We start from the raw sequence: 26,093 nt of genomic DNA on the forward strand, positions 1-26,093 counted from the left end.
ACGTCAATCGCGTCGTCCTCGACGTCACCTCGAAGCCGCCGGGGACCATCGAGTGGGAGTGATCGTCTGACGGATGCTGCAGACACGCTGCCCGAGGCTGACTACGTGCTGCTGGGCAGCCGGGTGGCATTGGGGCTCGACGGCGGGTTCGCCGTCGCCGTCCCCTCGCGACTGCGCCTGCTCGCGTCGGCGGGAGCGCCGGATCCGCTGCAGCTGAGCGTCGACGGGGCCTCGCCCGAGGTCCACGCCGCGCAGCGGCAGGCGTTCGTCGACGCCGGTCTGCTCGACAGCACGGCCTCGGCCCGCAACCTCTTCGACGACATCGTCGCGGATCCGTCGTGGCTCTTCGCCGCCGGCGAGCCGCACACGGACGGCCCGTTCGAGGGCGAACAGCGGGTGATCGCGGATGGTTCGGGCTCGGAGATCGTGTCGCTTCCGGTGTTCCGCGACAACCCGACGTGGCACCTCACCGACGCCCCGCTCGTCGTGCACGCCCCCGACGGCGACCGTGTGCTGCGGGGCTTCCGCGGTCTCTATGCCGCCTGGCTCACCCACCTCGCCGACGAGCGGCGCGCCGCGGCCGCAGACCCCGACCGGCTGCTCGTGGTGATCTTCGAGTCGCGCCAGATCGGCGAGGCCCTCGTCGACTGGGACGACCCGCGCGTGCGGCTCGTCCACACCGTGCACAACTCGCACCTGCCCGAGCCGTACGACGACCCCGACGCCCCTGTCACCGGCATGTGGCAGCGGTGGCTGTCGACGTTCGACCGCTACGACGCGGTGCTGTGGCCGACCGCCGCGCAGCGCGACGAGGTGGCCGCGCGGTTCGGCGACCCCGGCACGTTCCACGTCGTGCCGAACACGATCGAGCTCGGCACCCCACCGCCGGATGCGACGTCCCGCGATCCGCACCGCGTCGTCATGCTGAACCGCCTCGCCCCGCAGAAGCGCGTCGACCTCGCGATCCGGGCCTGGCAGCGGGTGGCCGAGGCGATGCCCGAGGCGCGGCTCGACGTCTACGGCGACGGCCCGCTGCGCGGCGAGCTGCAGGGGCTGATCGACGAGCTGGGGGTCGCAGCATCCGTGACCCTCCACGGAGCCACCGCCGATCGCGACGCGATCTTCGACCGAGCCGCGCTGTTCGTCACGTCGACGGCGTTCGAGGGCCAGGGCCTGTCGATCGCCGAGGCGCTCGCCCGTGGGCTGCCGGTGGTGTCTTTCGACGCGCGCTACGGCCCGCGCGAGGCGATCGCCGACGCCGGCATCGTGGTGCCGCCGGGCGATGTCGACGCCTTCGCAGACGCGATCGTCGAGCTGCTGACCGACGGCGACCGCAGGGCTGAGCTGTCGTCCCGCGCACGGACCGCCGCCGCTGCGTTCGCGCCCGACGCCGTGCGTCCGGCGCTGGTCGCTGCGCTCCGCGCGGCGGTCGAGAGTCCCTCGCGTCGCGTCCGGTAGCCGCCGCGCTCCGCCGTCGGGAATGGAATGGATGCCGCGACGCGAACGGGATCAGCGGTCGAGGAGCGGACCGGGCCAGGTCTTGCCCGCCCACGGGTCGTAGTCGGCGAGAAGGTCCTCCTGCGGCGGCCGCTCGGCCTCCGGCACGTGCTGGAGGTTGACGCGCACGCGGTACCAGAGCGAGCTCGAGCCGCGCATGCCGTCGATCAGCACGTCGGCGGGATGCAGCTGCTCCACCACGGTCGGGTGCGTGCTTTTCCACGCGTCGAGAGCCTGGACCGCCTCGGGCTTGGTCTTCGTCCGCGCGATCTCGATGAGCGGCATCGTCGACTGTCGCCGGCCCGAGCCGTCGCCGCCGCGCGGCGGCTTCTCAGCCGGTCCCAGCTCCTCGGCGAGCCGCAGCAGCCCATCGAGGGTGCCGACCGCGTCGTCGATGCCGACGTGGGGGTCGCCGATCTCGGCGTACCGGCCGGGCACGGTGAGCACCGTGAACTCGGCCGGACGCCGCTCGCGCACCTCGTCCCAGTCGAGCGGGGTGGAGACGCGTGCGTCGGGCAGCGGGCGGATCGAGTACGCGGATGCGACGGTGCGGTCCTTCGCGTTCTGGTTGAAGTCGACGAACACGCTCTCGCCGCGTTCCTCCTTCCACCATCGGGCGGTCGCGAGCCCGGGCGCGCGGTTCTCGACCTCGCGGGCGAGGGTCTCGGCGGCCAGGCGCACCTGCTTGTAGTCCCACTGCGCAGCGATGCGGACGAGGATGTGCATGCCGCGCGAGCCGCTGGTCTTCGGCCAGCCGACGAGTCCGACGTCGTCCAGCACCTCGCGGGCGACGAAGGCGACGTCGACGATCTGCGACCAGTCGACACCCGGCATCGGGTCGAGGTCGATGCGCAGCTCGTCGGGCTGGTCGAGGTCTTCGGCGCGGACGGGATGCGGGTTCAGGTCCAGACACCCGAGGTTGACGACCCACGCGAGGCCCGCAGCATCCCGGATCACCGCCTCTTCGGCAGACGTGCCGCGCGCGTACTGCAGAGTCGCCGTGTCGATGAACTCGGGGTGATTCTCGGGGACGCGCTTCTGGAAGAACGGCTCCTGGTCGATGCCCCGCGGGAAGCGCTTGAGCACCATGGGGCGCCCGCCCGCGCCGCGGAGCGCGCCGTCGGCGACCGCGAGGTAGTAGCGGACGACGTCGAGCTTGGTGATCCCGGGCTCGGGGAACACGACCTTCGTCGGGCTCGAGATGCGCACCTCGTGCCCGGCGATCTCGAGGATCTCGGCTTCCGACTTCGCGGGCGTCACCCGGCCAGGCTAGCGACGGCCCTGGACATCGACCAGAGGAGCGATGTGAGAACGGAGGTCGTCGACGATGCTCGCGGTGAGATCGATGCGCATCCGACAGCAGAGACGACGGCCGCGCCGCATGCGTCGATTCGAGCAGTCGGAGGCCTCGCGACTGCGTTCTCTGCTCAACCTGGGAGTTTCCTGTTGACGTTTTGGTGAATCCCACCTAGCGTGCCGCTCACAACCCTCGCGGCCCCACACACGAGAAGGCAGGACCTCCCTTGTTCCGACGTCCCCTGGCGGTGGTCGGCGCGCTCGCGCTGGCCATCGCGACCCCCACCGCGGCCATGGCCGCGGCACCGGAAGACGACCCCACACCGAAGCTCGAGCAGTCCGAGGCCCGCGGACCCGTCGGCACCTCCTTCCGCCCGCACAGCGTCGGCGCCGACGGACGCGTCACCGTCATCGTCGAGATGGCGGGGGACCCCACCGCGGTCGCCGAGGCCAAGAAGGGCAGCGACCTCTCGAAGTCGGAGCGCGCCGCCATCAAGCAGTCGCTGAAGACCGCGCAGGACGCCATCGGCGGAACCATCGAGCACAAGGGCGGCCGGATCCAGGCCAAGATGCAGTCGGCGTACAACGGCATCCAGGTGTCCATTCCCGCGGATCAGGTCGACGCCGTCGCGGCGCTGCCCAACGTCGTCGCCGTCCACCCGGTCAAGACCTACACGCTCGACAACGCCGTCTCGGTCCCGTTCCTCGGGGTGCCGGGCGTCTGGCAGGACACCGGCTACACCGGGGAGAACATCAAGGTCGCGATCATCGACACCGGCGTCGACTACACCCACGCCAACTTCGGGGGCGTCGGCACGACCGAGGCGTACGCGGCGGCGCGGGCAGCCGAGACCCAGCCGGCGGATCCGGCGCAGTTCGGCCCCGACGCGCCGCGGGTGAAGGGCGGGTGGGACTTCGTCGGCGACACGTACAACGCCGACCCGGACTCGGAGGACTACCAGCCCGTCCCCATGCCCGATGCGAACCCGCTCGACTGCAACGGGCACGGCAGCCATGTCGCCGGCACCACGGCGGGAAGCGGCGTCGCGGACGGCGAGACCTACGCGGGCCCGTATGACGCGAGCACGCCGGGCCAGACCTTCGACATCGGACCGGGCGTCGCGCCGCAGGCCGATGTGTACGCCCTCCGGGTCTTCGGCTGCGGCGGCTCGACCGATGTGGTCGTTCCCGCCATCGACTGGGCGGTCGACAACGACATGGACGTCATCAACATGTCGCTCGGCTCGCCGTTCGGCCGCGGGGACGACGCCGACGAGGTGGCCGCGGCCAACGCCGTCGGCGCCGGAGTGGTCGTCGTGAAGTCCGCCGGGAACGAGGGGCCGAGCCCGTATCTCGCCGGCAACGGCAACGGCGTCGTCAGCGTGGCGGCCGTCGACAGCACGGAGAGCTTCCCCGGCGCGACGATCACCGTCGACGGGGTCGCGATCCGCGCGATCAACGCGAACGGCGCCGTGCTGAGCGGTCTTCCCGCGATGACGGTCGTGCGTCTGACCGACGACCCCACCACCTCAGGCGAGAACGAGGCCCTGGGATGCTCGGTCGCTGCGTACACCAAGGCGGGGGTCGTCTCGGGCGGTAACCAGCTCGCCGTCTCGACCCGGGGCACGTGCGCGCGGGTCGCGAAGGCGGTGTTCGCCCAGAAGGCCGGCGCGGCGGCAGCCGTGATGATCAACTCGACCAACGACTTCCCGCCGTTCGAGGGCACGATCACCGAGAACCCCGACACGGGCGAGCAGTACACCGTCACCATCCCGTTCCTGGGCGTGCGGTCGTCCGACGGGCCGAAGCTCGTCGACGACCGGCCGGCCACCGTCGTTCCGACACCGCTCGCCAACCCGGGCTTCCGCGGCTACGCGTCGTTCAGCTCGAGCGGGCCTCGCAGCGGCGACAGCGCGCTCGGCGTCGACGTCGCGGCTCCCGGCGTCTCGATCGTCTCGACGGGCGTCGGCACCGGCAGCGGCCCGGCCACCCTCTCGGGCACGTCGATGGCGGCACCCCACGTCGCGGGCGTCGCGGCGCTGGCCGTGCAGGCCCACCCGTCATGGTCGGCGGCCGAGGTGTCGTCGGTGCTCGTGGCGACGGCCGATCCCGAGGAGGTCGCCGGTCAGAACCCCGTTCGCGGCGGAGTCGGCCTCGTCGACCCCGCCCAGGCGGTTGCGCAGAACGTGACGGCGACCGGCGACTCGTTCAAGACCACCGACGGGCGGCTGCGCGAGACGGCGCTGAGCTTCGGATTCCAGGAGAGCGCCGGCGCATTCCAGGGCACGAAGACGGTCACGCTGACGAACCACGGCAGCGAGGCGGTCACCTACGACGCCACAGCGCAGGCCTCGGCGCAGTCCGAAGCCGCCACGGTCACCGTCAGCCCGGCGCAGGTCACGGTGCCCGCCGGCCGATCGGCGAAGGTCACGGTCACGCTCAGTGCGGCGACCGCGGCGGCGGGCAGCTCGGCGGCGGGAGGCTTCGCGTTCTCCGAGTTCTCGGGCGACGTCGTGTTCACGTCGGCCGCCGACACGCTGCGCGTCCCGTACCTGCTGGTGCCCCGGTCGACGACGGATGTCTCGGCCCAGGGCGACCTCAAGGTGACCAAGAAGTCGCAGCCGGTCGACGGCGAGGTCTCGGTAGAGCTCACCAACAAGAAGGCCTCCTTCGCCGCGGGTGCGTCGTTCTACACGTGGGGGCTCGAGGACGGCAAGGACGCGCCGAAGTCGTTCGCCGACACCGGCTACGACCTCCGCGCGGCGGGCGTCCGCTCGTTCCTGTACAACGAGGACTTCGGCCAGCTGGTGGTCTTCGCGCTGAACACCCACGACCGGTGGTCCAACGCCGCGAGCAACCAGTACGAGGTGCACGTCGACACCGACCGCGACGGAGAACCCGAGTGGATCGTGTTCGCGGCCGACGGCGGTCTGGTGACGGCCGGCTCGGTGAACGGCATCACACAGGTCTTCGCCTACGACGTGGAGGCCGAAGTCACGTACGCCACCGGCTTCAACGCCTCTGCGCCGACCGACAGCAGCACGATCCTCCTGCCCGTGTTCGCGGCCGACCTCGGGCTCACCGAGGAGGCGGGCACGTTCGACTACGCCGTGCAGGCGTCGTCGCTCGTGAACGACGGCTCGGACGTCATGGACGGCGTCGCGACCTGCAACCCGTTCACCCCGGCGCTCGGCAACAGCCAGTCGGCATCGGTCCCGGTCGGCGGCACCATCCCGGTGCCCGTCGCGGTGGACGCCGAGGCGTTCACCGAGCAGAAGCCGCGGGGGGTGATGGTCGTCGTGCTGGACAACCCGGCCGGTGCGGGCGAGGCGATCCTGGTCAAGGCCAAGTAGCGCACCGCGCACCGCGCAACCGACAGAGGTGGCGTCCCGTCGCAGGGCGGGGCGCCACTTCGTCGGCACGGACGGAGACGGATGCTGCCGCCCCCGGCGGCAGCATCCGCTTCCGGTTCAGCGGGTGCAGAGTCTGGGCGAGTCGGTCGTACCGAACCGGTAGTCGTAGGTCGTGCCGTCGACCTCGACGACGACCCGCATGCCGTCGACGATCGCCTGCGTGTAGGAGACGCCCGGGGACGGGCAGCCGAGGGCTCCGTTGTTCCACGTGACGGCGTGGGCCGAGACGAGTTCGGGTGGGCCGGTGACGCCGCGCGCGGCGAGGTCGGCGACGATCGCGTCCCAGCGGGCGGGTGGGACCTGCACCGCCTCGCCGGTCGGCTCGATCGGCCCCCGCGGTGTCGGGACCAGCGGCGGCTCGGCCGATGCCGAGGAGGACTGCGGTGAGGACGGAGTCGTCTCGGTCATGGGCGCTCCCGTGCATCCGGTGAGGCAGAGCAGCACCACAGCGCCCACCGCCGCGAGTCGTCGAGCCATGCCACTCCTCGAATCGTGTTCAGCCTAAGCGCCGTGCCGGCAGAACAGAACGGCCGCCCGGAGCGCCGGGCGGCCGTTCTGGGCGCGGCGCGTCAGCTGTCGAGGCGGGCGAACCTCAGCGTCACGATCTGGAACGGGCGCAGGTCGAGGCGCACCGCATGGTCCTCGACGGCCACTGCGTCTGCCGGCACCTCCCGCTCCAGCAGGTCGACCTGCCGCACGTCCTCGACCGCGAACCCGGCCGTGAGCGTTGCGTGCGCGCGCGCGCCCAGCGCCTCGTACAGGCGCACCACGACGTCGCCGCTGCCGTCCTCGGCGAGCTTCACAGCCTCGACGATGACGCCCGGACGGTCGATCGCGATGAGGGGCTCGATGGCTTCGGCCTCGGTGCGCGCGACCCGCCGCGGCGCCAGATTGAAGCGGTACCCTTCGGCGATCGCGTCGGTGACGTCGGCGCCCACCACGAGGCCGACGCGCAGCTGATGGCGGCCCTGGTCCTGCATCGGGTCGGGGAACAGTGCCGCGCGGATGAGCGACAGGCGCGCGATCGTGATCGTGCCGCCGCGCTCGTCGCGCTGCTCACGGGTGATGTCGTGCCCGTACGTGGAGTCGTTCACGATCGCGACGCCGAAGTCCGGCTCGGCGACGCGGATCCACCGGTGCGCGACGGTCTCGAAGCGCGCGGCATCCCACGACGTGTTCGTGTGCGTCGGACGCTCGACATGACCGAACTGGACCTCGGAGGCGGCTCGGTCGGCGTGGAGGTCCAGCGGGAAGGCGAGCTTCAGCAGCTTCTGCTTCTCGTGCCAGTCGAGCTCGAACGCGAAAGAGACCACACGGGAGCCCTCGGCGAGGCTGATGCGCTGGGTCACCGTCGAGTCGCCGAAGCGCCGCTGGACGACGACGGCCGCGCCGTCCACCCCGATCGAGGCGACCTCGGTGAGGTCGCGCACGGTCCTGCGATAGTGCACGTCCACGTCCCACGCGTCCCACTGCGTCGGGGTGTCGCGGTGCAGCTGCAGCAGGCCTGCGGCGCGCCCGGGCGGCACGACTTCGCGGCCCGTCGCGAGGTCGACGGCCGAGACGACGAGCCCGCGCTCGTCGACGGTCGCGCGCACGGTCCCGTTGTCGAGGACCCATCCGCTGCCCTCCGCCACCGGCGTCACCTCGACGGCGGCGGTCTCCGGCCCGGCGCCCAGCGACACCACGCCGTCGCGCACATGCGGTGCGGCGTTGGCGACGAGCGTGTGCGTGCCCTCGCCGGCCAGGGCGCGCAGGCTGTCGGCGATGATCTCTTCGAGCTCGCGCGCGACCCACGCGTAGTTGCGCTCGGCGTCGTGATACACCCAGGCGATCGACGAGCCGGGCAGGATGTCGTGGAACTGCTGGAGCAGCACCGTCTCCCACGCGCGCTGCAGCCGCTCGGACGGGTACGGGATGCCGCACCGCACGCTCGCCGTCGTCGCCCAGAGCTCGGCCTCGCGCAGGAGGTGCTCGCTGCGGCGATTACCTTGCTTGGTGCGCAGTTGGCTGGTGTAGGTGCCGCGGTGGAACTCGAGGTACATCTCGCCCGACCACACCTCGGGGTCGGGGTACTCGGCCTCGGCGGTCTCGAAGAAGCGGCGCGGCGTGCTGTGCACGACGCGCGGCGACCCCTCCAGCGACCCGGTGCGGGCGATTGCGGCCGTCATCTCACGGGTGGGGCCACCACCGCCGTCGCCGTACCCGTAGGGCAGGAGCGACACGGTCCCGTGCCCCTTGTCGGCGAAGTTGCGTTCCGCGTGGGCGAGTTCGGCCGCCGTGACGCGCGAGTTGTACGTGTCGACCGGGGGGAAGTGCGTGAACAGGCGCGTGCCGTCGATGCCCTCCCACTGGAACGTGTGGTGCGGCATCCGGTTCGTCTCGTTCCACGAGGTCTTCTGCGTCAGGAACCAGCGAGCACCTGCGGCCTTCGCGATCTGCGGGAGCGCGCCCGAATACCCGAACGAGTCGGGCAGCCACACCTCGGGGGTATCGAGGCCGAACTCGCGCAGGAAGAAGGACTTGCCCGCGACGAACTGCCGGGCCATCGCCTCGGAGCCCGGCATGTTGGTGTCGGACTCGACCCACATGCTGCCGACCGGGATGAATCGGCCCTCCGTGACGCGGGCGCGGATGCGCTCGAAGAGGTCGGGGTAGACCTCCTTGATCCAGGCGTACTGCTGGGCGCTGGAGGCGACGAAGACGAAATCGGGGTCTTCGTCCATCAGCGACAGCACATTCGAGAACGTGCGCGAGACCTTGCGGACCGTCTCGCGCACCGGCCACAACCAGGCCGAGTCGATGTGCGCGTGACCCACCGCGTGCAGCGTGTGCGCCGAGGCCGACGCGGGGCTCGCGAGCACGGGCGCCAGCACGGCCCGGCCGTCGGCCGCCGTTGCGGCGACGTCGTCGGGATCGACGGCGTCGATCATCCGCTCCAGCGCGACGAGGATGTCGGCTCGCCGCGGCGACCCTTCGTCCAGCTCGACGGCGAGGCCCTGCAGCGCGAGCGTGTCGGCCAGCAGGTCAGCGACCTCCAGGTCGCGCAGCCGCAGCTCGAGCTGCCGCAGTGTGTAGATCGGGTCCTCGCCCGCCGTGGCGGGGTCTCCGACGGGCGTCGGGGCGAAGACGAAGAGGCTGCCGACGTCGGGGTTGGACGCCGCCTCGATGTACACGTCCACCTCGCCTGCCTCGCTCACGGCCTCGGAGACCGAGTTGTTGAGCGGCGCGATGCCTCGCAGCGGGTGTCCCGCGGTGCTCCACACCATGGCTTCGCACTGGAAGCCGGGCTGGCCCGCAGTGAAACCGAGATCGACGACGAGCTCGGGGCGCGTGCGCGCCGGCAGGGTGCCGTCAGCCTTGCGCCATTCCGCCGGCACGACACCCTGCACGCGGAACCACGTCGTGCCCCAGGGGCGGCCCCACGACTCGCCGGCGGCGATGGGGGAGTACTCGGCCGCCGCGGCGGTGTCGAACGGGACGGGCTCGCCGGGGGCATCCCACCGAGTCGCTTGCAGGGGAGTCGACGCGCAGTAGAGGTTCGGCCGGAGACGCTCGGCGACGAAGCGATCGACGCGAAGAACGGCGAGAGAGGAACGGTCGTGCATACCTGTGCTTTCGGATGAGCGGGCGTCAGCCCTTGACGGAACCGGCGAGTGCGAACGACGCACCGGAGAGCTTCTGGACGATGACGTACAGCACCACCATCGGCGCCGCGTAGAGCACCGAGTAGGCGGCGAGCTGACCGTAGGCGACGGTGCCGTACTGCCCGAAGAAGTTGAAGATCGAGACGGCCGCGGGGAACTTGCTCGACGTGAACAGCAGCACGAACGGGACGAAGAAGTTGCCCCACGCACCCGTGAACACGAAGATGAACACCACGCCGATGCCGGGCCGCATGAGAGGCACGACGATGCGCGCAAGCGCCTGCATGGATCCCGCACCGTCGACCCACGCCGCTTCTTCGAGCGAGATGGGCACCGAGTCCATGAAGTTCTTCAGCATCCAGATGGCCATCGGCAGTGACGTCGCCGCCATGAAGAGGATCACGCCCCACGTCGAGTCGAGAAGCCCGAACGACACGAAGAGGGCGTAGACGGGCACCATCATGGCGGTCAGCGGCAGCCCGGTGCCGAACAGGATCGCGTACATGAACGGCTTCTGGTACCGGGCGTTGTAGCGCGACAGCGGGTATGCGGCCAGCAGTGCCAGCATGACGGTGATGAGTGCTGTGCCGAGCGAGATCACGATGGAGTTGAGCAGCGGCTGCCACGCGAGCTCCCACGTCATGATCTCGGTGTAGTTGGCGAGCGTCCACGTCTCCGGCAGACGCATCGACACCGTTGCGTCGCCGTCGAACGAGGCGAACACGACCCACAGCAGCGGGACGAGGAACAGCAGCCCGATGAGAGCGAGAAGGATGGATGCGGTCGCCGTGTGCGTCCGCTTGCGCGGGGCCGACACGCTCAGCGAGCGGCGCCCGGTGACGATGGTGCGGGTCTCGGTCTGGGTAGCGATCTGCGTGGCCATGTCAGTCGACCTCCGGCTTGAGAGCGCGGATGTAGATGATCGAGAACACCGCGCCGATGAGAAGAGTCACAGTGGCGATCGCGGTGCCGTAGCCGACCTGTGCGAACTTGAACGCCTCCTGGTAGGCGAGCACCGGCAGGGTCGCGGACGACGAGCCCGGGCCGCCTCCGGTCATGACCCAGATGAGGGTGAACACGCCCAGCGTCTGCAGCGTGGTGAGCAGCAGGTTGGTCGAGATCGAGCGGCGGATCACGGGCAGGGTGACGCGAGTGAACCGCTGCCATGCGGTGGCGCCGTCGATGGTGGCCGCCTCCATGAGATCGGGTGGCACCTCCGCGAGCGCGGCGTTGTAGACCATCATCGAGAAGGCGGTCCCGCGCCAGATGTTCGCGAGGATCACCGACAGCATCGGGAAGTAGAAGAGCCACGCGGTGTTCTCGAGCCCGAACCAGCCGAGTGCGACGTTGAGCGTGCCGTCCTTGGCGAAGAAGGCGTACATCGCGAAGGCCGCCACGATCTCGGGCAGCACCCAGGCGAGGACGACGACGCCGCTCACGAGGGACTTCAGAGGTTTGACCGAACTGCGCACGAGCACTGCGAGCAGCATTCCGAGCACGTTCTGGCCGATGACGGCCGACGCGAGCACGAAGACCACGGTGAGCACGAACGAGTTCCAGAACTCGGCCGAGCCGAACAGCTCGACGTAGTTGCCCAGTCCGATGAACTGCGGGTTCGCCGCGCGCGGGCCGGTCAGGGCGCGGTCGGTGAGGGATCCGTACAGCGAGTAGATGATCGGCCCGAGCATGAACGCGGCCAGCATGAGCACGGACGGAACGAGCGGCAGGAGTCGTGAGAGCGAGCGGCCGGGGCGGCGCCACGACCGGGGAGCGGATCCCCGGTCGCGGCGCGCCAGACCGTCGGCGGTGACGGTGGTCATCGTGCGATCAGCCGGCCTGCGTGTTCTCGTCGCCGACGATGCCCACGAGCGACTCGTCGTACGTCTTCTGCGCTTCCTCCGGCGAGGCCTGCCCGGTGATGACGGACTCGGTCGCGACGGGGATGTTCGACGAGATCTGCGAGTAGTCCGGCGTGGCGGGGCGGAAGTGCGTGTAGGCCACGAGAGACGAGAAGAACTCGAACGACGCGTTGTAGTCGAGGTACGCCTGGTCGGAGGCCACATCGGAGCGCACCGCGATCTGCCCGGCCTCCTGGTGGTAGGTGAGGGCGTTCTCGGGCGTCAGGGCCTGGGCGATGAAGTCGAACGCGGCCTGCGGGTCGGACGCGTGCGCGCCGACGGCCAGAGTCCAGCCGCCCGACATCGAGACGAACCCGTCGCCGTCGCCATCCTGGGTGGGCATCGCAGCGAGGCCGAGGGTGTCGTTCCACTCCGGCCATTCGTTGTCGCCGGAGATCCAACCGCTCGGCAGCCACGAGCCGTCGATCGCGATCGCGAGCTTGCCCTGGGGGAGCAGCTCGTTCTGCACCTTCGAGCCCCACGCCGCGTCCAGCGCGTCAGCCGGGTCGGGCCCGAGGCCCTCTTCGAACGCGGTCTGGTAGAACGTGAGCGCGTCCAGGAACCCGGCGGAACCGGTGACCCACTTGTTCGACGACGTGTCCATCAGTTCGTCGTCGGTGCCGTACAGCAGCATCTCGAAGCCCTGCATCGACGTGGCCTCGCCCTGCGCCTTTCCGGCGTAGATGTTCAGCGGGATGACGTCGGGGCTTGCCTTCTTCACCGCGCGCGCCGCGTCGAGGATGTCCTCCCACGACTCGGGCTGCCAGTCGGCGGGCAGCCCCGCGGCCGCGATCAGCTCCTTGTTGAAATAGATGCCGCGTGTGTCGGTGCCGAGGGAGACGCCGTACGTCTTGCCGTCGTCGCCGAGGCCGGCCTGCTTGGCGCCGTCGTCATACAGGCTCCAGTCGTCCCAGTCGGCGAGGTAGTCGTCGATGGGCTGCAGGTAGCCGGCGGCGGCGTCGGAGCGGATCTGGAACGTGTCCTCGTAGATCACGTCGGGCGCGGTGTCGGCTGAGCCGTTCATCAGCGCCAGCTTGGTGAAGTACTGGTCCTGCTCGGCCTCGATCGGAACGAGCTCGACCTTGCGATCGGGGTACTCCTCCTCGTACTCGGCCTTGACCGTCTGCATCAGCTCGTCCATCGCCGTGAACGACGCGGTCTTCTGGTAGGCGATGCGCAGCGTGTCGCCGCCGGCGCCTGCGTCGCCGCCCGCGCAGCCGGTCAGCCCGATGGTCAGGCTGCCGATCGCAAGGACGCCGAGCCCGATGGCCGATCTCTTCATGAAAGCTCCTTTGCTCACTCTTGAGGGATGCGCAGACCTCGCGCAGGTGTTAGTCAAACATATTTAATAAATGTGTCAAGGGTCGACCCCGCGCCGAGAGGTCGTCTTCAGGAGCGAGCGATCATGAGGTCCGACGCGCGGGCGGTGAACGCGCCGTCGAGGACGAGGGATGCCGCACCCGCGGCGGCCAGGTCGGTCCCGAGTCCCGCCTCACGCAGCACGAGCGGCCGCGTGGTGGCGATCTGCGGCACGGCGGGGAGCGCGGTCTCGATTCCGGGACGGAGTGCGTCGCCGAGCCTGCTCCACACCGGTCCTCCGATCACGAAGGTTCCCGCGTCCAGGATGTTGTTCAGCAGCACGATCGCCCTGGCGAAGATGCTCGCGGTCCGATCTCGCACTTCGAGCGCCCGGCGATCGCCGTCCGCGATGCGGGCGCGCAAGTCGTCGATCGCACCCCACACCGCGGTCGGCGCGACCACGGGCGAGGAGGTGACGCCGGCGTCGAACAGCAGGCGCTCCGGCGCGACTGAGACGCCGAGACATCCACGCCGGCCACAGGGGCACTCTGGCCCGTCGGTTCCCATGAGCAGGTGGCCGATATCGCCCGCGTTGCCGGTCCGGCCCCGTACGGCCTCGCCGTCGACGGCCATGCCGAGGCCGATCCCTGCGCCGTAGTACACGAGCGCGGCGTCATCGAGCGCATGGTCCGCGTCGGCCCAAAGCTCGCCGACCATGGCCGCCACGACGTCCTTCTCGACGACCACCGGATAGTCGGTGGCCCGGGCGAGCAGCTGGCGCAGGCGTGTGTGGTGCCAGCTCGGCAGCAGCGGCGGCGTCAGCACGGTCCCGGCATCGTGGTCGATCGGCCCCGGGGCGGCGACGCCGATGCCCAGCACGCGATCGAGAGGCACCTCGGCAGACTGCAGCAGAGCGTTCGAGTCGCGGGCCAGCGCAGCGATCAGCGCGTCGGACTCGGTATCGGCGGCAGGCGGTCGCTCCATGTGGGCGACGACGCCGCCCGAGAGATCGACGACGACGAACGTGTCGACGGAGGGATCGAGATGGATGCCGACGGCATACCGCGCCGTCCGGTTGAGCTGCAGCGGCGTGCGGGGCTTTCCGCGGCCCGCCACGACCGGGTCGCCTTCGACGACGAACCCTTCGCCGGCGAGCCGGCGGGCGACGTTGCCCAGGGTCTGCGCCGACAGCCCGGTGCGCGCCGCGAGCTCGATGCGGCTGAGCCCGGAGGGCGAGCGCCGGATCAGGTCGAGCACGAGGGTCTGGTTGTAGGTACCCACCGCGGGCATGTTCGATCCGCGCTTCATCGCTCCTCCCCCCTGTCTCAGCGCAGGTTACCCGCAGGAGGCCCGGGAACGCGAAGAGGCCGCCCGGGAGATCCGGGCGGCCTCTTCGAACCGAAGCGAAGCGCGGGGCGTCAGTTGTTGCCGCGCGCGATCGCGAGGATGCGCAGGATCTCGAGGTACAGCCAGACGACGGTCACCATGATGCCGAACGCGCCGAGCCAGCCGAACTGGCGGGGAGCGCCGTTGCGCACGCCCTGCTGGATCTGGTCGAAGTCGAGCACGAGCGAGTAGGCCGCCATGATGACGACGAAGACGCCGATGAGGACACCCCACGGGATACCGAAGAGCGGGCTCTCGTTGCTCAGCATGCCGAACGCGCCACCGGCGATCGGCACGTTGAAGAGCATCAGGAAGATGTTGATCAGCGAGAACACCAGGTAGCCGATCATCGCGATCATGAAGACCTTGGTGGCCCGCTTCGACGCGCGGATCTTCCCGCTGGCGAACAGGGCGAGGGTGACGCCGACGACGGCGAAGGTGGCGAGCGTCGCCTGCACGACGATGCCGGGCCACAGGAACTCGAAGAAGGCCGAGATCGCGCCGACGAAGAGACCCTCGAAGGCGGCGTAGCCGAAGATCAGTCCCGGGCGGATCTTCTTGCGCGACGTGAAGATCACCGCGAGCGAGAGAACGAAGCCGCCGAGCGCACCGATCATCCAGGGGAGGATCGACGGGTCGGGGTTCGCCGGCGTCACGCCCGCCATCGTCCACACCCAGCCGACGGCCGCGGTGACGAGGAGGATCGCGAAGAGGCCGACGGTCTTCCAGATGGTGTCTTCGTACGACATGCGGCCCGTCTCGACGGCACCTGCGGACGGTGCCGCGTACATGCCTTCGAGCTGCGCCTGGGCCGCAGCATCCGTTCCGGCGCGCTGCGCCGTCGCGAACTGCGACTGCCCGCCCAGGTTCGCCGCCTGCGAACCGCCGGGGTAGGTCTGAACGGCCTTCGGGTCCTGGAAGGCCGGGTTGTTGAACGCGGGGTTGTTGAGGGCCACTGCTCTCACACTCCAATGTCAAGGGAATCCCAGCACGATGCTGTTGATCAACACTATCCGACGGGCCGTGACCGGGCACGGGTTCGTGCTGTGAGAGGACTATGAACGGTCCCATGCCCCCGGGCGTCTCGGGCGCTCCTGGTTACGCTGAAACGGTGCCCCGTCGTCATCCCCTCGTGATCGGACACCGCGGTGCGCCCGGCTACCGGCCCGAGCACTCGCGCTCGTCGTACGCGCTGGCCTTCCAGATGGGCGTCGACGCGGTCGAGCCCGACGTCGTGGTGTCGAAGGACGGTGTGCTCGTCGTGCGCCACGAGAACGAGATCTCGGGGACGACCGACGTGGCGGCCCGCCCCGAGTTCGCGGACCGTCACGCGACGAAGTACGTGGACGGCGCCGAGCTGACCGGCTGGTTCACCGAGGACTTCACGTGGGACGAGCTGTCGACGCTGCGATGCCGCGAACGGATCGCGGACGTGCGGCCCACGAGCGCGAGCTTCGACGACGAGCAGCCGGTGCTGCGGCTGCGTGACGTGCTCGACGCGGCGCGCGACGCCTCGCTCGAGTTCGGCCGCGAGATCGGCGTCGTGCTCGAGATCAAGCACGCGACGTACTTCGCGTCGATCGGGTGGGATGTCGCGGCGCTCGTCGACGCCGAGCTCCGCGAGGCGGGCTGGGCGTCGGGCGCGCTGCCGCTCACCATCGAGTCGTTCGAGTCGACCGTGCTGTTCGCGCTTCAGGAACGCGGCATCCGCGGGTCGTACGTGTATCTGCTCGAGGACGCGGGGCGTCCGTTCGACCTCTTCAGCGCACACGGCAAGGCGTCGCTGACGTACCGGCAGACCGCCGCACCCGAGGGGCTCGACGGGCTCGTCGGGCGCGTGGACGGGATCAGCGTCGACAAGCGCACCATCCTCCGCCCCGACCGGCTCGGGCGCACCGCCGGCCCGTCGGGCGTGGTCGCCGACGCGCACGACCGCGGGCTGCGCGTGTTCACGTGGACGTGCCGTCCCGAGAACCGGTTCCTGATCGGACAGTTCCGCACGCGCGGCGGCCCGGCCGCGTTCGGCGAATGGGAGTCCGAGTGGGCGGTCATCCGCGAGGCCGGCGTCGACGGCGTCTTCGTCGACCACCCCGACCTCGGCGTGGAGTTCTTCCGCGCCTGAGCTCGTCGCCGCGGCGCGAGGGTGGGATCGTGCGGGACGACTCGCGGGCTCGTCGACGGGATGCCGCGCGACTTGACACTCGAAGTCTCTTCAAGGCTCGGCGCGCCGACGCCGGGTCGCTAGGGTGGGGCGCGTGAGCATGCCGAGTCCGGCCCCTCAGGCCCCCGGAATCCCCGCCGAGCCCGGCATCGTCGTGCAGGGCGTGCGGCGCGCGTTCGGCGAGGTGCAGGCCGTCCGCAACGTCACCCTGAGGGCTCACGCCGGCCGGGTCACCGGCCTCGTCGGCCCGAACGGCTCGGGCAAGACCACGCTGCTGCTGATGCTCGCGTCGCTGCTGGCGCCCGACGCCGGATCGATCCGCATCGACGGCGTCGACCCCGTCACCGACCCGCAGGCGGCCCGGGCGCTGCTCGGCTGGATGCCCGACGCGCTCGGCGCCTGGAACTCGCTCACGTCCCGCGAGACGCTGGCGGTCACCGCGAGGCTGTACGGGATGCCGCGGGCCGAGGCATCCGTGCGCGCCGACGCCCTCTTGGGCGAAGTCGGCTTGATCGACCTCGCCGACGCCCCCGCCCGCGTGCTGTCCCGCGGGCAGAAGCAGCGCCTCGGACTCGCGAGGGCCCTCGTGCACGACCCGCGCGTGCTGCTGCTCGACGAGCCGGCCTCGGGTCTGGACCCGCAGGCCCGCATCGACCTGCGGCTGCTGCTGCGGCGGTTCGCCGCCGAGGGGCGCACCGTGCTGGTGTCGAGCCACATCCTGTCCGAACTCGAAGAGGTCGTCGATGACGCCGTCTTCCTCATGGCCGGCGTGACCGTCGACCCCGCCCGCGTCGAGGCGGCCTCGCGCCGTGCGCGCCCTTGGCGGGTGCGGCTGGCGGGGGCCGAGGCATCCGTCGCCGTCGCGCAGGTGGCGGGCGCACTGCGGATTCCGGCAGAGAACCTCGGTGTCGACCGCCGCGACGTCGTGGTGTCGTTCGAATCGGAGGATGCCGCGGCCGTGGCGCTGCGCGACCTCGTCGGCGCCGGACTCGACGTGGTGGAGTTCGCGGCGGCGCAGGGCGCCCTCGAGCGCACGTTCCTCGACCTCGGCGACGGACGACCGCCCCAGGCCCCACCGCCGTCGTCCGAGCCTCCGGCACCGGCCGAGGACGAGAGCGAGGCGACGTCGTGAGCGGTCAGCGACTCGGCACCATCGTCGGCCTCGAGCTGACGCAGCGCACCCGCAGCATCGCCTGGTACGTGCTGCTCGGCGTCTTCGCCGTGCTGCTCGCGATCGTGACCGGGCTCTCGTTCCTCGCGTGGGGGTCGGCGTACCGCCCCGGTGGGGCGATCTACTCCACGATCGTCTACATCACCCTGCTGCTGGTCGTGCTCGTCTCGCCCACGCTGAGCGGCAACGCGATCAACGGCGACCGGGACGCCGCGACCCTCGCACCCGTCCAGGTCACGCTGGCGAGCACCCTCGAGATCCTGATCGGCAAGTTCCTCGCCGCCTGGGTCACGGGCCTCGCGTTCGTCGCGGTGTCGGTGCCCTTCCTCGTGATCGCGATCCTCGGGGGCGGGGGAGCACCGGCGACGATCACGGTGTCGCTGCTGGTGCTCGTCTTCGAGGTCGGCATCATCTCGGCCATCGGGGTGGCCCTCAGCGGCATCCTGTCGCGTCCCCTGTTCTCGGTCGCGACGACGTATCTCGTGGTCGCGGCGCTCGTCGTCGGCACGCTCATCGCGTTCGCACTCGTCGGCATGACGATGCGCTCCGAGGTGACGAGCCACTTCCGCTCGATCGAGTACGACCAGTACACGGGCGACGGCTACCCGTGCCTGCCCGGCGAGACGCCCAGCGACGAGAACCCCTGCGACGACGACATCGAGGTGCGGTGCGGTGAGTGGGAGACGTCGACGCACGAAGTCCCGCGGCTCGACCGGGTGTGGTGGCTGCTCGCCGCGAATCCGTTCGTGATCCTCGCCGACGCGACGCCGACGCAGTACGACGAGTACGGCAACCCGAACGACCTGTTCGGCCAGATCAAGTTCGGCGTGCGGGCGGCTCAGCAGCCGCCCGAGCTCGAGCAGCGCTGGGACGACTGCACACCCGGGTCCGAGGGCGACCAGCGCACGCCGGCGGAGGTCGTCGACCAGTCGACGCCGAGCTGGTTCGTCGGCATGACGCTGCAGCTGCTGCTTGCGGCGGGTCTGATGTGGTGGGCGTGGGCGCGGACACGCACCCCCGCCGGCCGTCTGCCGGCGGGGACGCGCATCGCCTAGGAGCGGGTGTCGGGCCCTCGCTTCGCTGGGCTGGGGTCAGCGCACGAGCGCGAGGCCGCCGGTCCAGCCGATCTGCTCGCCCACGGCGAGGGTCAGCTGGAGGAAGCCGATCGACTCGAGCTCGTGGGCGCGGGACAGTGTGCCGGCGTCGACGGCCACGAGTCCGCCCGCGGTGATGGCGGCGATGAGGCCGGCCTTGGCGTCGGCGTCGTCGCCCGCCACGAGCACCGTGGTGGTGGCGTCGCCCTCGCGCCCGCTCACGAGCGTCGCCGCGAAGTTGGTGTTGAAGGCCTTGAGCACCTTCGCCTCGGGGAGCGCGGACTGCAGTTCCGCGGCCGCCGAGCTGCCGGCGGGCACGACGAGGGCGTCGAAGGTCGAGAAATCGAGCGGGTTCGTGATGTCGACGACCGTCTTGCCGGCGAGCTGCGGGCCGTAGGCGGTGGCGATCTGCGCGAGCGCCGGGTAGGGAACGGCGAGCACGACGATGTCGCCGTTCACGGTGGCGCCGGTGTCGGCGCTGCCGATGTGCTGGATGTCGGCGCCGCCGCGGGCGAGCACACCGCTGATGGCCTGGCCCATGTTGCCGTTACCGAAGATCGTGATCGTGGTCATGGCTGTTCTTCTCCTGTCGGACGAATTGCTTGTAGCTTCAAGCATCTGAGGGAAGACAACTCGCTTGTCGCCACAAGTATTCCTAGAATCGGAGAATGAACAGGCCGCGGTTCTACACGGGCGACGAGCAAGACACCTGGGTGCCGTTCGCCGCACTCCTCGAACTGCTCCCACGCGAACTCGACGCCCAGCTCCTGCGTGACGAGGACCTCACGCACTTCGACTACTTCGCGCTGTCGATGCTGTCGAACGCCGACGACCACCGCCTCCAGATGAAGGAGCTCGCGTCGATGACGAACGCGACGCTGCCGCGTCTGTCGCACGTGATCTCGCGGCTCGAGGCGCGCGGCCTCGTGCGACGGGAGCGCAACGCCTCCGACGCTCGCGCGACCGACGCCGTCATCACCGCGGACGGCCGCCGCAAGGTGCTCCAGGCGACACCGGGCCATGTCGAGACCGTGCGCTCCCTGCTGCTCGACGTGATCACGCCCGAGCAGGCGGAGCAGCTGCGGGAGATCACCGCCGCCGTGCTCGCCCGGCTCGACCCCGACGGCCGGATGGCGGCGAGCCGCCCGCGCTGACCCGCCAGCCCTGAGCCGCCCGCCCTGGGGCGCCGCGGTGCGCCGGGCCGCCGCCGCGAGCGTTCACATCGCGTGCTCTCACCGAGAGCACGCGTTGTTCGCGTCCATATCGCGTGATCTCGGTGAGAGCACGCGATATGGACGAGGGGGAGCGCACAGACGCGCAACTCGAAGACCCCGCGTGCGTCGAGCGTTCACCCGATGCACCCCGGCTGTTCATCGACATCGAGGCGCGCGGCCCCGACGATGGATCGACCGGCACCGGCGCCGACAGTGACCGGCCGGAACGAAGGTTTCCGGCATCCGATCCGTCCGTCGTCCCTCCACCCGAGAGGTGCCACATGACCCTTCGCGTGCTGTCCTTGTACGAAGGCTTCTTCGCCGGCGGGGCGAGGATCCTTCACTCCGACGTCGTCGCCGGGCTCCACGCCGGTGGCGAGCAGGCCCATGCGGCGCTGTCGCTGTCGGCGCAGGCGCGCCGGGACGCCACCGTCCAGTTCGCCCACGACGACCCTCGCTACCGGCGGCTCGCCGCGGCGGGCGTCGAGATCACTGCGCTGGGCGGCACGGCCGGCGCGGATCCGATGGACCCATCCTCGTTCCGCGAGCTCGACCTGCACCGCGCCGCCGAGGCGATCTCGCAGGCGGATGTCGTGCTCTCGCTCAAGGAGCAGCCGCTCGGTCTGCTGCTGGCGTTGCGCGCCCACGGGCTGATGCCGTCGGTACCCGTCGCCGCCTGCCTCCACCGCTCGGATCCGACCCACTCCGGACCGGCGCTCGGATGGCTCCGCGAGGCGGCCGAGACCGGGCTGCTCACCGCCACGATCTCGTGCGCGCGCTCGACTGACGAGGCCTACGCACAGCACCTGCCCTTCGGCCTCGATCGGCGGGTCGTGCCGAACGGCATCGACATCGACGTGTTCGGTCCGGCCGCCGACGACGTCGAGAGCAGCGCGCTGCGCGTGAGCCTCGGCATCCCGCTCGATGCTCCCGTGGTGCTCCTCGCCGCCCGGTTCGATGCGATGAAGGACCCGGGGCTGTTCCTCCGCGCGGCCGCGCGCCACGCCGCAGCGCGGCCGGATGCGCACTACGTGCTGTGCGGCGCGGGCATGACCCCTGACAACGCGGGCTTCGCTTCGCTGATGACGGATGCTGCGGCCCCGCCCGGGCGCGTGCACGCCCTGGGCATCCGCGGCGACATGCCGGCGCTGTACCGGATCGCCGACATCGTCGCGCTCACGAGTGCGTTCGGGGAAGCATCGCCGCTGTGCCTGCTCGAGGGGGCGGCGTCGGGCGCGACGCCGGTCACCACCGACGTCGGCGACGCGGCGCAGAGCGTCGAAGGGTTCGGGCTCGTGACACCGCGCGATCCCGACGCCATCGCCGCCGCCTGGGAGGCCGTGCTGCACGATCGGGCGAGCCACCGCGATGCCGCGCTCGCCGCCCGCCCGAGCCTGTCGCGCGGCCGGATGATCGACGAGTACCGCCTGGCGATCGAGAGCCTGGCCGAGCGGCGCCGCCTCGCGGCGTGATGGTCGTGGCGTGAGGGGCGGGGTCGACGTCTGCGCCGCGCTCGGGGGGTTTCGCCTCTGCGTGTCGACTCGCAAGCTCGCTCAACGACCGCGTCCCTCGCTCGCTCGACGACGGGAGGCGGCGTCCGCGACACGTGAGGGTCGCTCGCTCAACCCCCGGGAAGGAGGCGTTCGGCCAGGACACGCGCCGTCGCACCCGGGTCGGGGCGGTGCATGACCGACTCGGGGACGACGACGAGCTCGGCGCCGTCGATCTCGTCGGCCAGGCGGTCGGCGGCGGTGGTCAGCATCGGAAAGGTCTGGGCTCCGCGCAGCACGGTGACCGGGGCTGAGACCGAGAGCATCTCTGCGCTCGGCGTCGACGCGGCGCGCACGAGGTTGGTGTCGTACACCGTGGACTGCGCGAGCGGGACGAGGCCCGCGAACTGGTCGCTCGCCCGGATCTGCTCGACCATCTCGCGCGGCAGGCCGACGCCCTCGAGCTGGAAGGTCACGATCGCGTCGTCGGCGCGGCCGTCGTCGACGAGGGCCTGCAGGCGCTCGGCGAGGTCGTCGGCCGGCTCGTCGGCGCCGAACCGCAGCGGCGGCTCCGACAGGAACAGCGCCTGCACCGGAACCCCGCGGGATGCGGCGAACAGCGCCAGCACCGCGCCCGACGAGTGCCCGAGCACGGCCGCATCGCCCCCGGCCCCGTCGATCACCGCGGCCAGGTCTTCGACCTCTTGCTCGGGCGCGGAGTCCCGCGCGTCTCCGCTCGAGCCGCGCGCGCGGCGGTCCCACGTGATCGCCCGGAAGCCGGCATCCGCCAGGGCCGTCGCGAGTCCCGCCGCATCGGCGGCCGTCGACATGGCGCCGTTCACGATCACGACGGTGGGTCCGTCACCGCTCTCGTCGTAGGCGATGGGGGTTCCGTCGGCAGAGGTCACGATCTTCATGGGCGCCAGCCAACCACCGGCGTCCGACATGCGACAGGGGCGCAGCATCCGTCGCCCGTCCGATTCAGCGCGACCGGATCGCGAGGAACCGGATCGGCACCTCGATGAGCTCGACGGGACCGTGCGCGGCCTCGCCGTCGCGATCTCTCGCAGCATCCCCGCGAGGCCACTCTTCTGCTCCGCAGTCACCTTTGGCGGTCGGAGCGTCCGAAAGGCCGCCGAAAGCGACTGCGGAACATCAGGAGAGCCCGGCGCGGGTGCACAGGGTCGGAGGATTTCGGCGACACGCCGGCGACGGATGCCTCGCCGCGGCGTGTCGCGCATTCTCTCCGTTTCTGTGCTCGCGTCAGCGGGCCGGGGCCGGGGCCGGGCCGGAGGATTCTCGCACCACGACGTGCGGGATGTCGATGGGCACGGGGCGCGCCGGAACCCCCTCGATCTGGCCGATGAGGGAGGCGACCGCTTCGCGGCCGCGCGCGACGTGGTCGACCCGCAGGGTGGTGAGCGGGGGATCGATGTAGGCCGACTCGGGGAGGTCGTCGACGCCCACCACGCTGACGTCGGCGGGAACACGGAGACCGCGTCGCTTGAGGGCGAGGATGGTGCCGATGGCCATCTGGTCGTTCGCCACGACGTACGCGGTCGCGTCGGGGAGATCCGCGAGGCCGGCGATGGCGTCGTAGCCCGATCGGGCGGACCAGTCGCCGGTGAGCTCGCCGGCGTGGACGAGGCCGAGGTCCTCGACCGCCGCGGCGAACGCGCGCGCCCGATTGCGGCCCGCGGACCAGTTCGCCGGCCCGGCCACGTGGGCGAGTCTGCGGTGCCCGAGGTCGCGGAGGTAGGCGATGAGGGCCGGCATGCCGACGCGGGAGACGTCGGTCTTCGCCAGGCGGGTGTCGTCGGCCTCGCTGTGGACGTAGGTGGGCATCGTGAAGTGCGCGGCCTCGAACGCGTGGACCATCTCGTCGGTCGACGCGAGGGCGAGGACCCCGGCGAGGGTGTTCGGCCCGATCAGTGCGAGCGACTTCGCGATCGAGTCGCGGTCGTGGGCGTCGAGGGAGATGACGTCGAGCACGTAGCCCGCCTCGCGTGCTTCCATGGTCGCGCCGTGGGCTGTGAGACTGGGGCCCGTCTCGGACTCGTCGTGGACGAGAGCGCCGATCCGGTGGGACCGCCCAGACTTCAGGCTGCGTGCGGACAGGTTCGGCTGGTACTCGAGCTCGACGAGTGCTGCCTCGACGCGCGCCTTCGTCTCGGGGCGGATGCCCGGGTAGCCGGTGAGGAATCGGCTGACCGTCTGGTGCGACACGCCGGCCGCCTGTGCGACGTCGTAGATCGTCGCGGCGCGCGCCGACGTCGCAGGCGTCCCCAGTTGCGGCGGGGTCTCTTTGCTCACGATTCCCGATTGTCCCTTGACAGCGCGTTGTTATCGGAAACATACTAACTCCGCCCTGATGTTTTCGGAAACATCGAACACCCTCTTGACGACAACGGAGTCCCCGATGCATCTCGACCGATCCGGCATCCTCTTCGGCGCCGCGTACTACGCGGAGTACCACCAGAGCGACCGCGTCGATCAAGACCTCGACCTGATGAAGCAGGCCGGGTTCACGGTCATCCGGGTGGGCGAGTCGGTGTGGTCGACGTGGGAGCCCCGCGACGGCGAGTTCGATCTGGAGTGGCTGCAGCCGGTGCTCGACGGCGCGCACGCCCGTGGCATCGCCGTGGTGCTCGGCACCCCGACGTACGCCGTTCCGCCGTGGCTGCAGACCGCCTACCCCGAGATCGCCGCCGACATCCGCACCGGCGAGCCGATGCCGTGGGGCGCTCGCCAGGAGGTCGACTACTCGCACCCGGCCTTCCGCTTCCACGCCGAGCGCGTCATCCGCGCCGTCGTCGGCCGGTACGCGTCGCACCCGGCGGTGATCGGCTACCAGGTCGACAACGAGCCCGGCATGGTGCTCTTCCACAACCGCGGCTCGTTCCAGCGGTTCGTGCGCCGGCTCGCGGCCCGGTACGGCGACGTCGAGACGCTCAACCGCGAGTGGGGGCTCACCTACTGGTCGCACCGGCTGTCGGACTGGTCGGACCTGTGGACGCCCGACGGCAACTCGCTGCCGCAGTACGACCTCGCGTGGCGTCGCTACCAGGCCGAGCTCACGACGGAGTTCATCTCGTGGCAGGCCGAGATCGTGCGCGAGTACTCGACCCCCGGGCAGTTCGTGACGACGTGCATCGCGTATCCGCGCCCGGCGCTCGATGACGAGAAGCTCGTCGAGGCGCTCGACGTCACGGCGGGCAACCCGTACTACGCGATGCAGGACCACCTCGACGCGACGATGGATCTGGCTCCGGTCACGCCGTGGACGACGAGCGGCGTCCCCGCGATGTTCCGCCAGGCCGACCGCTTGTTCTCGTCGAACCAGGCCCGCTTCCTCGTGACCGAGACCGACGCCCAGTCCATCGGCGGGTCGGAGTTCAACCTCCCGCCCTATCCCGGGCAGCTGGCGCAGGCGGCGTTCGCGTTCGTCTCGCGCGGGGCGGCGATGATCGAGTACTGGCACTGGCACACGCTGCCGTACGGCACGGAGACCTACTGGGGCGGCATCCTTCCCCACAGTCTCGAGCCGGGTCGCGTCTACCGTGAGCTCGCGGCCGTCGGTGCGGACTTCGCCGCCATCGGCGACCTCCTCGACGGCTACGAGCCCGATGCCGACGTGGCGATCCTGTGGTCGAACGACTCGCGCTTCGCCCTGGAGTTCTTCCCGACCTTCCCCACGGCGACGGGACAGCCCGATCGCACCAGCTACACGCGCATCTTCGACGCGTACTACCGCGGTGTCATCGACGGCGGCGCACAGGCGCGGGTGCTGCATCCCGATCAGGCGCTCTCCTGGGGCGCGAAGGATCTGGCCGCACGGTTCCCCGTGCTCATCGCGGCCGGCTTCTACGTCGCGACCGACGCCCAGCTCGACCTGCTGCGCGAGTACGCCGCCGCCGGCGGCCACCTCATCGTCGGCATCCGCACCGGCTACGGCGACGAGGAAGCGCGGGCGCGCGTCAGCGTGGCTCCGGCGCGGCTGACGGATGCTGCGGGCGTGAGCTACGAGGAGTTCTCGAACCTGCGCGACCCGCTGCCGGTCACATCGTCGTCGGGAGACCTCGCTCTGTCGGATGCCGCGGCGGCGACCCTGTGGGCGGACGGGCTTGTGCCGGCCGATGCCGACACCGTCGTGCGCTACGTGCACCCGCGCTTCGGCGACTTCGCGGCGGTGACGAGCCGGGAGCACGGCGATGGGCGCATCACCGTGGTCGGCACGGTCCCCTCCGCCGCACTGGCGGCCGACCTCGTGCGCTGGGCCGTGCCGACGACCGTCGCCGACGCGATCGCCCCGGAACGGGCGCTTCCGGTCACGGTGAGCTCGGGCGCGCTCCCGGACGGCCGCCGTGCGTGGTTCGTCTTCAACTGGAGCGGCGAACCGCAGGCGTTCACGCCCGCCGTCGACCTCGCGGACGCCGTCACGGCGGAGGAGCTCTCCGCCGGCACCGAGATCTCCCTTCCGGCGTGGTCGACACGCTGCCTCATCGGAAGGTGAGCACCCAAGGGATCACG

Annotated in this window: 20 protein-coding genes; 9 read left to right on the top strand and 11 right to left on the bottom strand. The window is 70.7% G+C overall.

The annotated features are described in order from the left end of the window. Together AC3A46_RS06410 and AC3A46_RS06415 are read left to right on the top strand one after the other, a co-directional pair. On the top strand, window positions 1-62 hold a 62-nt coding region (locus AC3A46_RS06410; protein WP_487664499.1), incomplete at its 5' end, for a GMP synthase (glutamine-hydrolyzing). A gap of 43 nt (window positions 63-105) precedes the next feature. Beyond that, the gene (locus AC3A46_RS06415) at window positions 106-1,458 is read left to right on the top strand and encodes a glycosyltransferase (RefSeq protein ID WP_487664371.1); all 1,353 of its coding nucleotides are present in this window, start codon (window positions 106-108) and stop codon (window positions 1,456-1,458) included. A gap of 51 nt (window positions 1,459-1,509) precedes the next feature. Here AC3A46_RS06415 and ligD read toward each other — a convergent pair whose 3' ends face one another. Beyond that, the gene (ligD, locus tag AC3A46_RS06420) at window positions 1,510-2,757 is read right to left on the bottom strand and encodes a non-homologous end-joining DNA ligase (protein WP_487664372.1); all 1,248 of its coding nucleotides are present in this window, start codon (window positions 2,755-2,757) and stop codon (window positions 1,510-1,512) included. A gap of 263 nt (window positions 2,758-3,020) precedes the next feature. On the opposite strand from ligD, the gene AC3A46_RS06425 reads away from it, so the two are divergent. Further along, window positions 3,021-6,146: a S8 family peptidase gene (locus AC3A46_RS06425; RefSeq protein ID WP_487664373.1), complete on the top strand. Its 3,126-nt coding sequence runs from the start codon at window positions 3,021-3,023 to the stop codon at window positions 6,144-6,146. Between the two features lie 117 nt (window positions 6,147-6,263). Here AC3A46_RS06425 and AC3A46_RS06430 read toward each other — a convergent pair whose 3' ends face one another. From AC3A46_RS06430 to AC3A46_RS06460, 7 genes are all read right to left on the bottom strand, one after another. Next, on the bottom strand, window positions 6,264-6,683 hold the full coding sequence (locus AC3A46_RS06430; RefSeq protein WP_487664374.1) for a hypothetical protein: 420 nt from the start codon (window positions 6,681-6,683) through the stop codon (window positions 6,264-6,266). Window positions 6,684-6,775: 92 nt separating this feature from the next. Continuing rightward, window positions 6,776-9,811, bottom strand: a complete 3,036-nt coding sequence (locus tag AC3A46_RS06435; RefSeq protein ID WP_487664375.1) for an alpha-mannosidase — start codon at window positions 9,809-9,811, stop codon at window positions 6,776-6,778. Window positions 9,812-9,836: 25 nt separating this feature from the next. Then, a complete protein-coding gene (locus AC3A46_RS06440) occupies window positions 9,837-10,733 on the bottom strand; it encodes a carbohydrate ABC transporter permease (RefSeq protein ID WP_487664376.1) in 897 nt (298 codons plus the stop codon). A 1-nt stretch (window position 10,734) separates the two neighbouring features. Beyond that, complete coding sequence (locus tag AC3A46_RS06445; RefSeq protein ID WP_487664377.1) at window positions 10,735-11,670, bottom strand: carbohydrate ABC transporter permease; 936 nt, start codon at window positions 11,668-11,670, stop codon at window positions 10,735-10,737. A gap of 7 nt (window positions 11,671-11,677) precedes the next feature. Then, a complete protein-coding gene (locus AC3A46_RS06450; protein WP_487664378.1) occupies window positions 11,678-13,030 on the bottom strand; it encodes an extracellular solute-binding protein in 1,353 nt (450 codons plus the stop codon). Between the two features lie 107 nt (window positions 13,031-13,137). Continuing rightward, the gene (locus tag AC3A46_RS06455) at window positions 13,138-14,355 is read right to left on the bottom strand and encodes an ROK family transcriptional regulator (RefSeq protein WP_487664379.1); all 1,218 of its coding nucleotides are present in this window, start codon (window positions 14,353-14,355) and stop codon (window positions 13,138-13,140) included. A 110-nt stretch (window positions 14,356-14,465) separates the two neighbouring features. Further along, on the bottom strand, window positions 14,466-15,389 hold the full coding sequence (locus tag AC3A46_RS06460; RefSeq protein WP_487664380.1) for a Bax inhibitor-1/YccA family protein: 924 nt from the start codon (window positions 15,387-15,389) through the stop codon (window positions 14,466-14,468). Between the two features lie 155 nt (window positions 15,390-15,544). Between AC3A46_RS06460 and AC3A46_RS06465 the strand changes: the two genes are divergently transcribed. The 3 genes from AC3A46_RS06465 to AC3A46_RS06475 all read left to right on the top strand — a co-directional run bounded on the left by AC3A46_RS06465 (window position 15,545) and on the right by AC3A46_RS06475 (window position 18,820). Next, window positions 15,545-16,555, top strand: coding sequence for a glycerophosphodiester phosphodiesterase family protein (locus AC3A46_RS06465; RefSeq protein ID WP_487664381.1), 1,011 nt, complete (start codon window positions 15,545-15,547; stop codon window positions 16,553-16,555). 139 nt (window positions 16,556-16,694) lie between these two features. Continuing rightward, on the top strand, window positions 16,695-17,726 hold the full coding sequence (locus AC3A46_RS06470; RefSeq protein WP_487664500.1) for an ABC transporter ATP-binding protein: 1,032 nt from the start codon (window positions 16,695-16,697) through the stop codon (window positions 17,724-17,726). Beyond that, window positions 17,723-18,820: an ABC transporter permease gene (locus AC3A46_RS06475; protein WP_487664382.1), complete on the top strand. Its 1,098-nt coding sequence runs from the start codon at window positions 17,723-17,725 to the stop codon at window positions 18,818-18,820. Before AC3A46_RS06470 ends, AC3A46_RS06475 begins: the two co-directional genes overlap by 4 nt. A gap of 36 nt (window positions 18,821-18,856) precedes the next feature. Here the strand turns inward: AC3A46_RS06475 and AC3A46_RS06480 are convergent, their stop codons facing one another. Beyond that, window positions 18,857-19,432 (bottom strand): NADPH-dependent F420 reductase, encoded by a 576-nt coding sequence (locus tag AC3A46_RS06480; protein ID WP_310248942.1) that lies wholly within the window; start codon window positions 19,430-19,432, stop codon window positions 18,857-18,859. A 95-nt stretch (window positions 19,433-19,527) separates the two neighbouring features. Between AC3A46_RS06480 and AC3A46_RS06485 the strand changes: the two genes are divergently transcribed. After that, window positions 19,528-20,013: a MarR family winged helix-turn-helix transcriptional regulator gene (locus tag AC3A46_RS06485; protein ID WP_311292798.1), complete on the top strand. Its 486-nt coding sequence runs from the start codon at window positions 19,528-19,530 to the stop codon at window positions 20,011-20,013. A gap of 341 nt (window positions 20,014-20,354) precedes the next feature. Then, the gene (locus AC3A46_RS06490) at window positions 20,355-21,545 is read left to right on the top strand and encodes a glycosyltransferase (RefSeq protein WP_487664383.1); all 1,191 of its coding nucleotides are present in this window, start codon (window positions 20,355-20,357) and stop codon (window positions 21,543-21,545) included. A gap of 149 nt (window positions 21,546-21,694) precedes the next feature. On the opposite strand, the gene AC3A46_RS06495 is transcribed toward AC3A46_RS06490, so the two are convergent. Together AC3A46_RS06495 and AC3A46_RS06500 are read right to left on the bottom strand one after the other, a co-directional pair. Further along, on the bottom strand, window positions 21,695-22,480 hold the full coding sequence (locus AC3A46_RS06495; protein WP_487664384.1) for an alpha/beta fold hydrolase: 786 nt from the start codon (window positions 22,478-22,480) through the stop codon (window positions 21,695-21,697). A gap of 346 nt (window positions 22,481-22,826) precedes the next feature. After that, window positions 22,827-23,876 carry a LacI family DNA-binding transcriptional regulator gene (locus AC3A46_RS06500; RefSeq protein WP_487664385.1) on the bottom strand — a complete coding sequence of 350 codons (1,050 nt, stop codon included), beginning with the start codon at window positions 23,874-23,876 and terminating at the stop codon, window positions 22,827-22,829. 106 nt (window positions 23,877-23,982) lie between these two features. Here AC3A46_RS06500 and AC3A46_RS06505 point away from each other — a divergent pair, with 106 nt between their 5' ends. Next, window positions 23,983-26,076, top strand: coding sequence for a beta-galactosidase (locus AC3A46_RS06505; protein WP_487664386.1), 2,094 nt, complete (start codon window positions 23,983-23,985; stop codon window positions 26,074-26,076). The last annotated feature ends 17 nt before the right edge of the window (window positions 26,077-26,093 follow it).

It is taken from the genome of Microbacterium sp. Soil_C_42 (assembly GCF_057656735.1).